15 protein-coding genes and 5 tRNA genes are annotated in these 14949 nt (G+C 30.6%); 14 read left to right on the top strand and 6 right to left on the bottom strand.

Annotation, left to right across the window (positions count from 1 at the left end; all coding sequences use genetic code 11):
- Positions 1-2 precede the first annotated feature (2 nt).
- From F1B92_RS00685 to F1B92_RS00665, 5 genes are all read right to left on the bottom strand, one after another.
- Positions 3-87: transfer RNA gene (locus tag F1B92_RS00685), tRNA-Leu, on the bottom strand.
- Between the two features lie 24 nt (positions 88-111).
- Positions 112-188: transfer RNA gene (locus F1B92_RS00680), tRNA-Arg, on the bottom strand.
- A 16-nt stretch (positions 189-204) separates the two neighbouring features.
- Positions 205-281: transfer RNA gene (locus F1B92_RS00675), tRNA-Arg, on the bottom strand.
- Positions 282-304: 23 nt separating this feature from the next.
- Positions 305-381 (bottom strand) — tRNA-His (locus F1B92_RS00670).
- Between the two features lie 11 nt (positions 382-392).
- Positions 393-469, bottom strand: a tRNA-Pro gene (locus F1B92_RS00665).
- A gap of 290 nt (positions 470-759) precedes the next feature.
- Here F1B92_RS00665 and F1B92_RS00660 point away from each other — a divergent pair.
- Genes F1B92_RS00660 through nuoN form a run of 14 tightly spaced genes read left to right on the top strand, consistent with a single transcriptional unit; the run spans position 760 to position 14075 of the window.
- Positions 760-1149: an NAD(P)H-quinone oxidoreductase subunit 3 gene (locus F1B92_RS00660; RefSeq protein WP_154569993.1), complete on the top strand. Its 390-nt coding sequence runs from the start codon at positions 760-762 to the stop codon at positions 1147-1149.
- On the top strand, positions 1131-1640 hold the full coding sequence (locus F1B92_RS00655) for a NuoB/complex I 20 kDa subunit family protein (RefSeq protein WP_154569992.1): 510 nt from the start codon (positions 1131-1133) through the stop codon (positions 1638-1640). The genes F1B92_RS00660 and F1B92_RS00655 overlap by 19 nt, the downstream gene beginning before the upstream one ends.
- Positions 1640-2428, top strand: coding sequence for an NADH-quinone oxidoreductase subunit C (locus F1B92_RS00650; RefSeq protein ID WP_154569991.1), 789 nt, complete (start codon positions 1640-1642; stop codon positions 2426-2428). The genes F1B92_RS00655 and F1B92_RS00650 overlap by 1 nt, the downstream gene beginning before the upstream one ends.
- The gene (nuoD, locus tag F1B92_RS00645; protein WP_154569990.1) at positions 2428-3654 is read left to right on the top strand and encodes an NADH dehydrogenase (quinone) subunit D; all 1227 of its coding nucleotides are present in this window, start codon (positions 2428-2430) and stop codon (positions 3652-3654) included. Before F1B92_RS00650 ends, nuoD begins: the two co-directional genes overlap by 1 nt.
- On the top strand, positions 3651-3881 hold the full coding sequence (locus F1B92_RS00640) for an NADH-ubiquinone oxidoreductase subunit E family protein (protein ID WP_154569989.1): 231 nt from the start codon (positions 3651-3653) through the stop codon (positions 3879-3881). Before nuoD ends, F1B92_RS00640 begins: the two co-directional genes overlap by 4 nt.
- Positions 3878-4561 carry a hypothetical protein gene (locus F1B92_RS00635; protein WP_154569988.1) on the top strand — a complete coding sequence of 228 codons (684 nt, stop codon included), beginning with the start codon at positions 3878-3880 and terminating at the stop codon, positions 4559-4561. Before F1B92_RS00640 ends, F1B92_RS00635 begins: the two co-directional genes overlap by 4 nt.
- Before the next feature lies 1 nt (position 4562).
- On the top strand, positions 4563-6899 hold the full coding sequence (locus F1B92_RS00630) for an NADH-quinone oxidoreductase subunit G (protein WP_154569987.1): 2337 nt from the start codon (positions 4563-4565) through the stop codon (positions 6897-6899).
- Positions 6896-7876 (top strand): NADH-quinone oxidoreductase subunit NuoH, encoded by a 981-nt coding sequence (gene nuoH / locus F1B92_RS00625; RefSeq protein WP_154569986.1) that lies wholly within the window; start codon positions 6896-6898, stop codon positions 7874-7876. Before F1B92_RS00630 ends, nuoH begins: the two co-directional genes overlap by 4 nt.
- A 10-nt stretch (positions 7877-7886) precedes the next feature.
- The gene (gene nuoI / locus F1B92_RS00620; RefSeq protein ID WP_154569985.1) at positions 7887-8477 is read left to right on the top strand and encodes an NADH-quinone oxidoreductase subunit NuoI; all 591 of its coding nucleotides are present in this window, start codon (positions 7887-7889) and stop codon (positions 8475-8477) included.
- On the top strand, positions 8474-8986 hold the full coding sequence (locus F1B92_RS00615) for an NADH-quinone oxidoreductase subunit J (protein ID WP_154569984.1): 513 nt from the start codon (positions 8474-8476) through the stop codon (positions 8984-8986). The genes nuoI and F1B92_RS00615 overlap by 4 nt, the downstream gene beginning before the upstream one ends.
- Positions 8983-9285, top strand: coding sequence for an NADH-quinone oxidoreductase subunit NuoK (nuoK, locus tag F1B92_RS00610; protein ID WP_326833050.1), 303 nt, complete (start codon positions 8983-8985; stop codon positions 9283-9285). The genes F1B92_RS00615 and nuoK overlap by 4 nt, the downstream gene beginning before the upstream one ends.
- On the top strand, positions 9282-11132 hold the full coding sequence (gene nuoL / locus F1B92_RS00605) for an NADH-quinone oxidoreductase subunit L (RefSeq protein WP_154569983.1): 1851 nt from the start codon (positions 9282-9284) through the stop codon (positions 11130-11132). The genes nuoK and nuoL overlap by 4 nt, the downstream gene beginning before the upstream one ends.
- Positions 11123-12640: an NADH-quinone oxidoreductase subunit M gene (locus F1B92_RS00600; RefSeq protein WP_154569982.1), complete on the top strand. Its 1518-nt coding sequence runs from the start codon at positions 11123-11125 to the stop codon at positions 12638-12640. The genes nuoL and F1B92_RS00600 overlap by 10 nt, the downstream gene beginning before the upstream one ends.
- Entirely contained in the window at positions 12627-14075 is a 1449-nt protein-coding gene (gene nuoN / locus F1B92_RS00595) for an NADH-quinone oxidoreductase subunit NuoN (protein ID WP_154569981.1), read from the top strand. The genes F1B92_RS00600 and nuoN overlap by 14 nt, the downstream gene beginning before the upstream one ends.
- Here nuoN and miaA read toward each other — a convergent pair.
- Entirely contained in the window at positions 14056-14940 is an 885-nt protein-coding gene (gene miaA, locus F1B92_RS00590; RefSeq protein ID WP_154569980.1) for a tRNA (adenosine(37)-N6)-dimethylallyltransferase MiaA, read from the bottom strand. The two genes, nuoN and miaA, sit on opposite strands and share 20 nt — an antisense overlap.
- Positions 14941-14949: the final 9 nt, after the last annotated feature.

The following is a 14949-nucleotide window of genomic DNA, read 5'->3' as shown; positions in this document are numbered from 1 at the left end:
AGTGGTGCGGATGAAAGGACTTGAACCTTCACGCCGTGAGGCACCAGATCCTAAGTCTGGCGTGTCTGCCAATTTCACCACATCCGCAAATGAATTTAAAATAACTTTAAATGGTACGCCCAAGAGGATTCGAACCTCTGACCTACGGCTTAGAAGGCCGTTGCTCTATCCAGCTGAGCTATGGACGCTTAAATAAAAAGTCAATGGTACGCTCGAAAGGAGTCGAACCTTCAACCTACAGATCCGAAGTCTGTTGCTCTATCCAATTGAGCTACGAACGCACGCAACAAACATCAAATTTCGATGGGGTGAGTGATGGGAATTGAACCCACGACCCTCAGGACCACAATCTGATGCTCTAACCAACTGAGCTACACTCACCGCCTTTAAAATGGTCGGAGCGAAAGGATTCGAACCTTCGACCCTCTGGTCCCAAACCAGATGCGCTACCAGGCTGCGCTACGCTCCGTTTAATTTAAAAAATAAAAGCGAATTATACAAAAAAAATATATAAAAGTCAAGATAAAAATATAATTTAAATAAATTTTTATTAATTATTTTTTCTACCATTTGTCAATTTCATTATTAAATCTAAATCTTTTTTATTTTATATTGTGTTTGATTGTTATTTTTATTAAATTTAATCACTAGATATAAGTTAATAATATATTTAATAAAATAATTAGTTTTTTAAATTCATAACTCTTAAAGCTAAAATTTATTAAAATAAAATATTTAAAATTCTAAACAGAGGTAAATATGTCACATATGAGTTTTGAGCATCCGTATTTTGGAGCTTTTGTTATGTTGATTTTAAGTTTTGGGGTTTTTTGGTTGATTTCAAAACTATCATCAATTGTAGGTTCTAAATTTGCAAATCAAAATGACGATAAGCTAAAGTCGGCCATATATGAGTCAGGTCCAGAAGCAAATAAGCAGCCAAATAGAATAAATTCTCACTTTTATTTAGTTGCAGTTTTGTTTATTTTGTTTGATGTGGAGATAATTTTTATGTTTCCGTGGGCAGTAAATTTTAGATATCTAGGTGTTTTTGGTTTTGTTGAAATGGTATTGTTTATTTTGCTATTAACTATAGGTTTTATATACGCTTGGCATAAAGGAGCTTTAGAATGGCACTCCATAAAGTAGATTATTCAAAACAAAACGGACTTCCTATAGTTTTAACAACAGTAGATAAATTAATCCAATGGGGTAGAAGCAACTCTCTTTGGGCTGTGAGTTATGGTCTTGCCTGTTGTGCTATAGAGATGATGGCAGCAGGTGGCGGTAGATTTGATTTTGATAGATTTGGAGTGATTTTTAGAGCTAGTGCAAAACAATCAGAAGTTATGATAATAGCTGGAACTCTCACTAAAAAACATGCTGAATTTACAAGAAGATTATATGATGCTATGCCTGAGCCAAAATGGGTTATTAGTATGGGGAGCTGTGCTAATACAGGTGGTATGTTTAATACTTATTCAACTGTACAAGGCTGTGATAGGATAATTCCTGTTGATATTTATTTGCCAGGTTGTGCCCCGCGACCTGAAACTTTACAGTATGCATTAATGATTTTGCAAAAAAAAATCCGTCGCCAAACACCTAGAAGAAAACAGCCTCCAAAAAGGTTGGTGTAATGAGAAAGTATAAATTTGAAAAAGATGCTAGCAAAAAGAGCTATTATAAAGATAGATTTTTTGTTGCAAAACAGAGCGAAAAAATTTCAGTTTCTGACAGTAAATTCAAAGATGATTTATCAAGCTTGGTTGGTGTTGATATTTTAAATTCATATGTTGAATTTGATCAGATGGTTATTTTTATAAATAAAAAAGATATCAAAAACACTCTTTTAAAACTAAAAAAATTTGGCTATGAAGTTCTTTGTGATATAAGCGGTGTAGATTTTATCTCTAAAAAAGGTGGGATTGAAGTTTTTTACCAACTTTTAAGCATAAAACATAAAAAAAGAGCTAGAGTTAAGTGTTTGGTTGAAAAAGGAGAATTTATACACAGTGTAAGTGATATTTATAAAAGTGCAAATTGGGCTGAAAGAGAGCTTTATGATATGTTTGGTGTTTTATTTTTGGATCATCCAAATTTAAGACGTATTATAATGCCTGATGATTGGTATGGACATCCGCTTTTAAAAAGCTACCCTCTACAAGGAGATGAGAGAGCAAAATGGTATGAAGTCGATAAAATTTTTGGGCGTGAGTATAGAGATGAGATAGGGGAAGAAAATAGAGATCCAGCTTTTGTGGATAGCAAAGATACGTTTAATTTTTCACAAATTTATCACGAAACAGAATATGGCGGGGAATTAAAAAAAGATGCTTACTTACAAGAGTATCAAGAAGATGGTGGCGTTGTGCTTGTTAAAAAACTTAAAAGAGATAAATTTAAGATAGTAAAAAAGAGAAGATAATGCAAAATCCTACTAAACTTAGACCTTTTTTTGAAAATATAGAATTTCAGAAAAAAGATTCAAATATGATTTTAAATTTTGGCCCTCAGCATCCAGCCGCACATGGACAGTTAAGGCTTATGCTTGAGATTGATGGCGAAAAGATTATAAAAGCTAGTCCTCATGTTGGATATATGCATCGAGGCATTGAAAAAATGGCTGAGAATATGATTTATAATGAGTTTGTGCCAGTAACTGATAGGCTTGATTATGTTGCTTCTAGTGGAACTAATTACGCATTTTGTGGTGCTGTTGAAAAACTTTGTGGTATAGAAATACCGCGTCGAGCAAAGATTATTAGAGTTATGCTTTTGGAGTTAAATAGAATAGCTGCTCATTTGCTTTATTTAGCTACTCAATCTTTAGATATAGGTGCAATGACTGTATTTTTATATGCTTTTAGAGAAAGAGAGTATGTTTTAGATCTCATTGAGAGATATTGTGGAGCTAGATTGACTCACAATAGCATTAAAATAGGCGGAGTGTTTGTTGATTTGCAAGACGGATTTTTAGAGGAGCTTTTAGAAGTTTGCAATAAAATACTTTCAGGCATTAAAGATTATGAAAATTTATTAGACACAAATAGAATTTGGCTTATGAGAACTCAAAATGTAGGCGTAATAAGCAAAGAGATGGCTTTAACTTATGGATGCAGTGGAGTTATGCTTAGAGCTAGTGGGGTGCAGTGGGATATCAGAAAAGAAGAACCATATTTAATTTACGATGAGCTTGATTTTGATGTACCGTATGCAGATAATGGAGATTGTTACGCAAGATATAAGTGCTATATTCAAGAGATGAGAGAGAGTGTAAAAATTTTAAGACAATGTGTTAATTTGTATGAAAAAAGTGATCCTCAAATTTTAGCCGATGCACCAGAATATGTAAGTGCTAGCAAAGAGCAGATTATGACGCAAAATTACTCATTAATGAAACATTTTGTTTTAGTAACTCAAGGCTTAAAAGCACCAAAAGGAGAGATATATTTTGCAACAGAATCAAATAAAGGCGAGCTTAGTTTTTATATATATTCAACTGGTGAGAGTTATCCATATAGGGTAAAAATAAGAACTCCTAGTTTTTATCATTGCTCTACTTATGAAGAACTGTTGGTTGGTGGATATATAGCAGATATTTCTGCCATAATCTGTAGCACAAATTTAATTTTAGGTGAGGTTGATAGATGAAAAGATACGATTTAAGACATTTAAAAAGTGATTTTTTATCTAGAATGGGTGAGATTATAAAAGACTCAAATAGAGGTAGTGTGATGGAATTTATCTTTGAAATAGGGGATTTTTCAGGTATTCAAAAAAGTGCTGATTTGGTTGCTGGACTAAATTCAACCTTAATGAATTCACTAAAATTTAACAGAGCCGATTGGATAATAGTTGTAAAAAAGGGGAGATTTTGAAAGTTTTAAATTTAATACCATTTTTAGAATTTGAAAATAGCGATTTTTTCAAACAAAATGAAAATTTAGAAATTCTAAGCATAACTCCTTTTGAGCAAAATTTAGGTAAATTTATTAAGTGCGAAATTGGCAGTTTATCTTTTGTTTTGGCAATGATTTGTGCTAGATTTAGTGATAGTGAGTATTTTAAAAATTTAGATGATGGTTTTTTGAGTGGCGAAAGCAATGTGGGCGAAGAAGAGATTGACGAAATTTTGGAATTTTTAGATGAGTGCGATTGTTTAATTGTAGATGAAAATTTGATAAAATTTCATATTGATAACAAAAATATAATAGAATTTTTAAATCTAATATCGTCTAAATTTAAGATTAAAATTTTAGATGAAAATTTATGTGAAATCAATCTTCAATCACATCTTCTTACTCCATTAAAAGATCTTTTAAATTATGATGGAGCCGTTATTTTTAAACATACCAAAAATAATAAATTTACAGGCGGAAAGTATTTTTGTATGGTGGCAAAAATAAAAGATGGCGATTTTGTAAAAATAAGTTCAAATTCATTAGAAGTTACAACAAAATTTGAGTTAGATGAGAATTTAAAAGGCACAATTGCCCTTCTTGGTGTTGATATTATAGATAGTTATAAATTTGAATTAGTAAAAATTAGCAAGGTTTAGCATGGCAAATATAACAATAAATGGTAAAATTTGTGAGTGTGATGAGAGTGAAAGCATATTAAACATAGCAAGAAGAAACAATATCTACATACCAGCTATTTGTTACTTAAGTGGCTGTAGTCCGACTCTTGCTTGTAGGCTTTGTATGGTTGAAACAGGCGGAAAGATAGTTTATAGCTGTAATGCAAAAGCAAAAGATGGTATGGAGATATTAACTCATACCGATGAAATCATACAAGCTAGAAAAGCTATAATGCAAACTTATTGTATAAATCACCCTTTAGAGTGCGGTGTTTGTGATCAAAGTGGCGAGTGCGAGCTTCAAAATTTTACAATGCATATGGGAGTAGATGAGGTTCCTTATGCTATTAAAGACACTCATAAGCCTCTTCAAAAATGGGGTGTGGTTGATTATGAACCAAGCCTTTGTATAGTTTGTGAAAGATGCGTTACTGTCTGTAAAGATAAAATTGGTTGTGAATCTTTAAAAACTGTTCCAAGAGGTGGCGATCAAGTAGATAAAAATTTAAAAGATGTAATGCAAAAAGATGCTTTTGCTGTTTGGAGTAAATTTCAAAAAAGTTTAATAGGTCATAGCGGCACTGATGAGTTGGATTGCGATGAGTGTGGGGAGTGTGCTGCTGTTTGTCCTGTTGGAGCTTTAGTGCAAAGTCATTTTACATATACGTCAAATGCATGGGAACTTAAAAAAATACCATCTTCTAATCCGCATTCTAGTGATTGCGAGCTTTTGTATTATGAGGTTAAGCCAAAAAGTATCGAGGATAGAAGATTGAAAATTTATAGAGTTGGCTCTGATTTTCACTTTGGAGAATTAAATAGGGCTGCTAGATTTGGATTTGATTTTCACAATGAAAACAGCACAAAAAACGAAGAATTTTTTAACAAAATAGTAAATGGTATTAAAAATAAAACCATAAAAAATATTAAATTTAATAGCTTTATCACAAATGAAGAAGCAAAAATTTTATCCATTTTAAAAGAAAAATTTGAGATAAATTTAATAAACAATGAGGCATTTTTATATCAAAAATTTCTTCAAAATTTTAGTAGATATAGCGGAAACAGGCTTTATTCAAGCGATTTTGATTGTGTGGTTAATAGTGATTTTATAGTGGTTGCTGGAAGTTTTTTGAGATATGATTCTCCAAATTTAGGATATAAATTTAATAATGCTTTAAAGATAAATAAAGCAAGCGGACTGTATTTTCACACTATAAAAGATAGAGTTGTTGAAAAATTTTCTAAAAATTTAATAACTTGCATTCACGATAATGACAAAGATATAGAAATTTTACTCTTTTTATTGCAAAAATTCGGTAAAAATTTACCGTTGTGGTTGAGTCAAAAATTAGAAAATGAGTTTGAAAATATAAATTTAGTAGATAAAAAAACACAAGAAACAAAAGAGCAAAAAATATCTAAATTTAGTAAAATTTTAGGCTTTGATGAGATGAAATTAGATGAAATTTTAGCTAAAAAAGAGAAATTTTGCTTAATAATAGGCGAAGATTTTATATATAGCAAAAATTCTGAAAAACTAGCTAAATTAGCAGGCTGTATCCAGAAATACACAAATTTTGAAGTTTTAATCATACCGCCACGCACAAATTCTCTTGGAGTAGCAATGATATGTGATTTAGATAAAGATTTTCAAAACGGAAAAACTCTTGGATATAATGAGAGTGGTGATATTAGTTTTGGCGTTTATGAAAGCGATTTAGATGCTCCTGCATTAAATCAACAAGAAGGGACTTTTTTAAATTTAGACAAAAGAGTTGTGCCAATAAATCCAGCAGTTGGTTATGATGGATATGAGTTAAATGATATTGCAAAAGCTCTTAATGTAGGGCTTGAAAACACTGTAGATTATACTTCAAATTTAGGTTTAGGTTTTAGAGATGTGATGTTTGATGATTTAGAGAATTTTTATGATAATGGTGGAATTAGCCACAGGGGATATAAATTTGAAAATATAAAATGTCAATTTATTGACGATGAATTTGATTTAACAAATTTAAATGAAAAATTTGATGATTTTATATATAAAGCCAATCCTGTTGGACAATTTAGCAAATTTACAAACAACTCTAGTATCTTAAATGAAGTGGCGTACCTTTATGCGGGGACGGAATTTATGCAAAAATTCAATCTCTCTAATTTGGAGCCTATAAATTTAGACGATTTGGCGATATGTGTAAAATTTGATTCTAATATTGAAGGTGCTTATTTGCCGTATTTTGATGATAAAATCGATATAGATAAAATCTTTAAAACACGTTATAAAAAATTTAATTTAAAAAAGGTGGCTAAATGATATTTTTAGAAACGATATTAAAATCTATTGTGATTTTAGCTGTTATTGCCTCTCTTTCTGGTCTTGGAACTTATGCTGAGAGAAAAGTTTTGGCTTATATGCAAAGAAGAGTGGGGCCTTGGATGGTTGGACCTGCTGGAATTGGTCAAATTTTATCAGATATGATCAAGCTTTTTTGTAAAGAAGACTTAGTGCCAAAAGATGCAAATAAAATAACCTTTATGCTAGCGCCTCTTATCTCATCTACTGGAGCTTTTGTAGCACTTTCGCCAGTGCCATTTTTGCCTGAATTTACTATTTTTGGACACACGATTTATCCTATTTTAAGCGATATTGGTGTTGGAATTTTATTTGTTTTGGCTGCTAGTTCTACTTGTATTTATGGGCTTATAATAGGAGGACTTTCAAGTTACAACAAATGGGGACTTTTAGGCTCAATGAGGGCTGTTTTACAACTCATTAGTTTTGAGATAATAAATGGACTTAGTATAATACCGATTATTATGATGGTTGGCTCTCTTTCTATAATAGATATAGTAAATGCTCAAAGTGGCGGTATTGGAAGTTGGTTTATATGGTGTAATCCTGTATGTTTTATAATCTTCCTAATAGCTAGTTTTATAGAGTGCAATAGAACGCCATTTTGTTTGACAGAAAACGATCCAGAGCTTATTGGAGGATGCACAACAGCATATAGCGGTATGAGATTTGGGATATTTTTTATAGCTGAGTATGCAAATATGATAACCTACTCAGCCATAATGACGCTTGTATTTTTAGGTGGGTTTAATAAGATGTGGTTTATTCCGGGCGGGATAATGATGCTTTTAAAGACTGGTTTTTTGTTTTTCTTTTTCTTATGGACAAGGGCTTCTTGGCCTCATTTGAGAGCAGATCAATTAATGGGTCTTTGTTGGAAAATTTTAATGCCACTATCTTTGGCTATGATTTTTATAACTGCTCTTGTGATTTTGTAGGAGAAATTCGATGATAAATTATATAAAATTAGATGAAAGACAGAGTTATGTAACAAAAAAAGATAAATTTAAAAGATTTCTCAAAAGAACTTTTCGATTTGAACTTTTTGTTGGTCTTGGTGTTGTTTTTAGAGAGATGGTTAGAAAAGATAGTAGCCATACTATATTTTATCCTATTGAAAAAATGGAGTTAAATGCAAGATATAGGGGCGTCCATAAGCTTTTGAGAGTTTTAGAAAGTGGTAATCAAAGATGCATTGGTTGTGGGCTTTGCGAAAAAATTTGCGTTAGTAATTGTATAGCAATGGATACAAAATTAAATGAAGATGGAAGAAAAGAAGTTACAAACTATTCTATAAATTTTGGCAGATGTGTTTATTGTGGGCTTTGTGCTGATGTTTGCCCAGAACTTGCTATTGTGCATGGTGGTGAATATGAATTTGCTAGCGAACAAAGAGCTGGATTTGGATTTAAAAAAGATCTTTTAATCTCAAATTTAAAAGATCAAAGTGAATTTGAAGGTTATGGCTCTTTGCCGACAAATGCTAGTGAATTAGTTAAATTTACTCCAACAGCTTATAGCAATAAGGAAGAGTTATGATTGAAGCGATAGGATTTTATTTTTTTGCAACACTTTGTATAGTATTTTTTAGTATAAGTATTTTTTCTAAAAAAACACTCTATGCAATGAGCTCTTTGGCTGCTGGAATGATATTTGTATCGGGATTGTTTTTTATTTTGAATGCTGAATTTTTAGGTGTTGTGCAGATTATAGTTTATACTGGTGCAGTTGTTGTATTATATGCATTTTCTATGATGTTTTTTGATGCAAATTTAGAGGTTAAAGAAAAAGTAAAAGCTAAAAAACTCATATATACGCTTTGCGTTTTTTCTTCATTGCTACTTTTTTTGATGATTTTAATGCCTTTTGCAAATTTTAGTTTTAAGAGCGAGATTTTAAATGAAATTCCAAATACAAATGCAATAGGTAAAGTTTTGTTTAGTAGGTATATTTTGGTTTTTGAAATTGCTGCTTTAATGCTTTTAGTGGCTATGATTTGCGGTATAGTTTTAACTCATAAAGAGATGGATAAAAAGGAGCTAAAGTGATAGGGTTAGAGCATTATTTGGCTGTTTCTATTATAATGTTTATGCTTGGTATAGTTGGCGTTTTAAAAAGACAAAATTTAATTATGCTATTTTTTTCAACTGAAATTTTATTAAACGCCGCAAATGTTGCTTTAGTTGCTATTTCTCACTATTTGGATGATTTCAATGGTCAAATTTTTGCTTTATTTGTTATAGCAATAGCAGCTAGTGAAATAGCTGTAGGGCTTGGGCTTTTAATAAGATGGTATAAAAAAACAGGTTCTATTGAGCTAAGTAGTTTAAAAAAGGAACAAATATGATTTATTATGTTTTAGTTTCGCTTTTTGCGCCTTTGTTTGGGGCTATTTTTGCTGGAATTTTTAGCGGATATAAAAAAAATACTTTAATTGGAGTAGTTTGTAGTTTTTTGATTATTATTAGTATGATAAGTTCGTTTATACTTTTAGAAATAGTATTAAACGAAGGTGATTTGACTGTTTTTTTAAATGATTTTATGAGTGCAGGCTATCTTAATGTAAATTTTAGTTTAAGCATAGATCCATTAAGCACTATTATGATGGTTACTGTTGGCATTGTGGCAAGTGTTGTACACATTTACTCAATAGGCTATATGGATAGAGATGAAAAATTTAATAAATTTTTTAGCTTTCTTGGGCTTTTTGTTTTTTCTATGCTCATTTTAGTTATGAGTGATAATTTTGTTGGTCTTTTTATAGGTTGGGAGGGGGTTGGGCTTTGCTCTTGGCTTTTAATTGGATTTTGGTATGATAAATCAAATTTCAGCTGGTGTGCAAATGAAGCTTTTATTATGAATAGAATAGCAGATCTTGGGCTTTTGATGGGGATATTTTTAATATATTCTTATACAGGCTCTTTAAATTTTGATGAAGTATTTTTAAAAATACCAAATTTACCAACTTATGTTGTAATGTGGATGGGAGTGTTTTTATTTATAGGTGCTATGGGTAAATCGGCTCAGTTTCCATTGCATACTTGGCTTGCTGATGCGATGGCTGGACCAACGCCAGTTTCAGCATTAATCCACGCTGCTACGATGGTAACTGCTGGCGTTTATTTGGTAGTTAGAGCAAATGAAATTTTTTCGGCTGCTATTTATGTTAGTGAATTCATTGTTATTTTAGGTGCATTTGTCGCTATATTTGCTGCTAGTATGGCTTTAGTTTGTGATGATTTAAAAAAAATAATAGCATACTCAACTCTATCTCAGCTTGGATATATGTTTGTTGCAGCTGGGCTTGGGGTGTATCATATTGCTATTTTTCACTTAGTAACTCATGCGTTTTTTAAATCGCTTTTATTTTTATGTGCTGGCAATATAATGCACGCAATGAATGATGAGTTAGATATCAAAAAAATGGGCGGACTCTATAAATTTATGAAGCCAACTGCGATTTTAATGGTATTAGCTTCGCTTGCTTTGGTTGGTTTTTATCCTTTTTCTGGATTTTTCTCAAAAGATAAAATTTTAGAATCAGCTTTTGCTAGTGGAGATTATTTTATTTGGGTTGTTCTTTTGATTGGTGCTTTAATGACAGCGTTTTATAGTTTTAGGATTATTATGCTTGTATTTTTTGGTAAATCAAAATTTAATCACCACCCCCACGAAGCAAAAAGTTTTATGCTTATAGCTTTAATTCCGCTTGCTTTTTTGGCTGTATTTGCTGGATTTAGTGAAGGTAAATTTAATGATTTTATTTTAAAAATTTTACCAAAATTTGATAAGCACGTGTCTCATTCTACTGAAATTTGGCTTATTATTTTAACGCTATTTTGCATAAGTCTTTCTACTTTATTTGCAATATTTGCTTATAAATTTAACATATTTAAACAAAATTTAGAGCTAAATTTTATATATAGAATTTTAAAGCACGAGTATTTTATTCCTAAATTTTATAAAGAATTTTTAGCTAAAAGTTATGTTTGTGTGTCTGAAATTTGTGCTAGCTTAGATAGAGTTGTGATAGATAAAAGTGTTGATTTAATCGCCAATGTTTTACTTTATTTGGGCAAAAAGACAGATAAAATGCAGAGCGAAAATTTATCTTTTATGCTTTTACTTATGATTGTTGGCTTTATTGTTATTTTGACTTTTGCTTTTATTTTTTGGAGGATTAGATGGATTTAAGCATTATAATATTTTTTCCTTTGATAGCGGCTATTTTTGGATGTTTTATAGATGAGAAAAATGTAAAAACATATGCTGTTATGACTAGTTTGATTGAGCTTTGTTTATGTGTTTATGTTTGGATTAAATTTCTTTTTACTAATGGTGCAATCAAGATGGTTGAATTTATACCATTTATATCAGAATTTGGTATAAATTATTTTTTAGGTGTGGATGGAATTTCATTATTTTTGGTTTTAATGAGTGCTTTTATGGTTTTTGTTGGGGTTGTAAGCTTAAATATTCAAAAAAATCAAAAACACTTAGTTGTTAGTATTTTGTTTCTAGAAATGGCAATGATGGGGGTATTTTTAAGCTTAGATGCGATTTTGTTTTATATATTTTGGGAGCTTTCTTTGATTCCTCTGCTTTATATTGTAGGATATTGGGGTGGCAATAATAGAATTTATGCAGCTTTAAAACTATTTCTTTATACTTTTTTTGGTTCCATTATAATGCTAGTGGGTATTATTTATATGGCTTATTTGTGTTATGTTGAAAATGGTATTTTTAGTTTTAATATTTTAGAGTGGCAGAATTTGCAACTTAATTTTAATTTACAAATTTGGTTATTTTTAGCTTTTTTTATGGCTTTTGCTATAAAAACACCCATATTTCCGTTTCATACTTGGTTAGCACATGTTCACGAGCAAGCCCCTGCTATTGGCTCTATTTTGCTTTTAAAGATGGGGACGTATGGGTTTTTGCGATTTATTTTGCCGATTTTTCCTGATGCTAGTGTTTATTTTGCAAATTTAATGTGTATCATAGCCATCATAATGGTGATTTATACTTCATTTATAGCTTTTGCACAAAAAGATATCAAACAAATCATTGCATATAGCTCTATTGCACATATGGGGGTTGTAATGCTTGGTATTTTTTCAATGAATGTTATTGGTATAAGTGGTGCTGTTTTTTTAATGATAAGTCATAGTATAGTTGGCGGAGGGCTTTTTATGTTGATTGGTTTTATGCACGATAGAACTCATACAAGACAAATGGGTGATTATGGCGGTTTTGCTAAAATTATGCCAATGTGTGCATTTTTGTTTTGTATTATTATGCTAGGTTTGATTGGGCTTCCTTTAACAATTGGTTTTGTTGGGGAATTTTTGGCACTTTTGGGTATTTTTAAATTTAATCCTTGGTACTCTTTTTTTGGCGGACTCGGTATAATAATGAGTGCAATTTATGGTTTAAATTTATACAAAAATATATTTTTTGGCAAAATCACAAACAAAAAAAATCTAAATTTAAAAGATTTAAATAAAACAGAACTTTGTGCTATTATTCCAATTGCTATTTTGGTTATCGTTTTGGGTATATTTCCAAATTTATTTTTAAGTGAAATCAATAAAAGCTCAAAAAATTTAGTGCTAAATATGTTAAATAAAACTCAAAATCAACAAACCATAGAATTTTTAGATAGATCAAATACATTAAGGAATGCAAATGTTGGAGAGTAAATTTGAATTTGGTATTTTAAATTTCGGTTTGATTTCGCCTGTTGTTGTGCTTATTTTATTTGGACTTTTGATGCTTTGTGTAAGTATGGTAAAAAAAGATTTAAATAATAAATTCTACATCTATATAAGTGTTATTGCTTTGATTTTAAATTTAGCCTTTTTATTTGGCACGGGCGATGGAAAAACAAGAGGCTTTTTTGGTCTTGTTTTGCTAGATGGCGTGGCTTTTATGGGGCTTGTTATAATATCGCTTATGAGTATATTTTTTGTGCTGTTTTTTGATGGAGAAGAAGAGGAATTTAAACGTCCAGAATATTATGTATTGTATCTTTTTATGTTAAGTGGATATGAATTTATGGTCATTAGTGAAAATTTAATTTTAATAATAGTTGGACTTGAATTTTCTAGCTTAGCTCTTTATACTATGATAGCTATGAGAAATACAAATTTTAGCGTAGAGTCTGCAATAAAATACTTTGTAATGGGGGCTTTAGGGACTGGATTTTTTGTTTTTGGGGCTGGAATTTTATATTATGCAACAGGACGTATTGATATAAGCGGAATAAATTTATTTTTAGAGTCATCAAAACCAAATCATATTTTATTTGTCGGTGTTGTTTTTATGATGGTTGCTATTGGTTTTAAAGTTTCACTTGTGCCATTTCACACTTGGCTTGGTGATATTTATGAAAGCTCGCACTCATTTTTAGCGGGATTTATATCTATCATTCCAAAATTTGCAGCACTTGTGGTTGCTTTTAGATTTTTTGATGTTATGATAGAAAGCGGCGTTTATTTTGCACAAATTTTACTTTATATTTTATCGATTATCACAATGTTTGTTGGAAATTTAACAGCCTTGATACAAAAAGATATAAAAAGAATGCTCGCTTTTAGCTCAATTTCTCATGTGGGGTTTTTGATGGCTGGTATTTTGATTTCAACAACTTATGCAAACGTTAGCCTATTTATTTATTGGATTATGTTTTGTATAGCAAATTTAGGCGTTTTTGGGCTTCTTTGGGCTTTAAAACAAAATGGAGATTTAAAATATGACTATCCATTTGAAAGCTTTTTTGGATTAGCGAGAAAAGATATTAAGAGTGCATTATTGATGGCTATTTTTATGCTTAGTTTGGCCGGATTTCCGCCATTTAGTCTATTTTGGGGTAAAATGTATTTAATGGGTGCAGCTATAAATTCTGGTTTTATATTTTTAGCTTTAGCAATGGCGATAAATAGTGCTATTGGAGTTTATTATTATTTAAGGGTTGTGGTTGTTATGTTTTTAAAAGATGGTGGCAAAAGTGTCGCAAAAAGTGATAAATTTGGATTTATAATTACAAGTTGTGCTATTTTATGTATAATTGCACCTTTTGTATTTAAAGCCTTGATACCTAAAATTTATGAAATGCTTATTTTAAGTGGCTTTTGAGTAAATTTTCTAAAAATGCTTTTAACTCATCTTTTGAAAGAGAAATTTTATCTTTAAATTGAGATTTGTTAAAAGTTCTTTGTCTTTTTGCTAGTTGTGCTGTGTGGGTCGAGATTAAATTTTCTAATTCTGTTAAAGAGATTTCGCCTCTTAAAAAACTAGCACACTCTTTTAAGCCTATTGAATTTAGAGATTTTGGTTTAGTTGTATATTTATCAAATAAAAATTTAGCCTCATCTATTAAGCCACTTTTTATCATTGATTTTGTTCTAGCTTCAATTTTTTTTCTTAAAATTTCCCTCTCTACAAAAATTTCATAAATTTTTAAATTTTGAATCACTGGTGGTTTTAAATTTTGTTTTAAAAATAGAGTTGGAATTTCATTTGTGGTTTTGTAAATACTATACCACTTTAAAAGTCTATAAGAGTCATTTTTACTAAAATTATTAGCGAATTCTTTATCGATTTTTAGGGCTAGATTGTAAATTTCTTCATTTGAAAGATCTTGTTTTACATCTTGAATTTTTGGACTTAACCCGCTCATCATAGCTTTTAAATAAAATCCACTACCGCCAGTTATGATAAGTGGTATTTGTAAATTTTGTGCATAAATTTTAGCTTTTTGATACTCTGTTATAAAATCACCAACGCTAAAATGTTTATTTGGATAGACTAAATCTATACCAAAATGTTTGACCATTTTTAACTCTTCTTTGCTTGGTTTTGCACTTGCGATATCGATTTGTTTATAAACACTAAGAGAATCAAGGCTTAAAATTACAGCATTAAATTTAGATGCCAAATGTAGTGCTAACTCGCTTTTTCCACTAGCTGTCGGTGCTATGATTGCAAATTCTAAAAACATATTTTTCCT

The organism is Campylobacter portucalensis, assembly GCF_009690845.1.
GTDB lineage: Bacteria > Campylobacterota > Campylobacteria > Campylobacterales > Campylobacteraceae > Campylobacter_B > Campylobacter_B portucalensis.
This window is presented reverse-complemented; position numbering and strand designations above follow the sequence as displayed.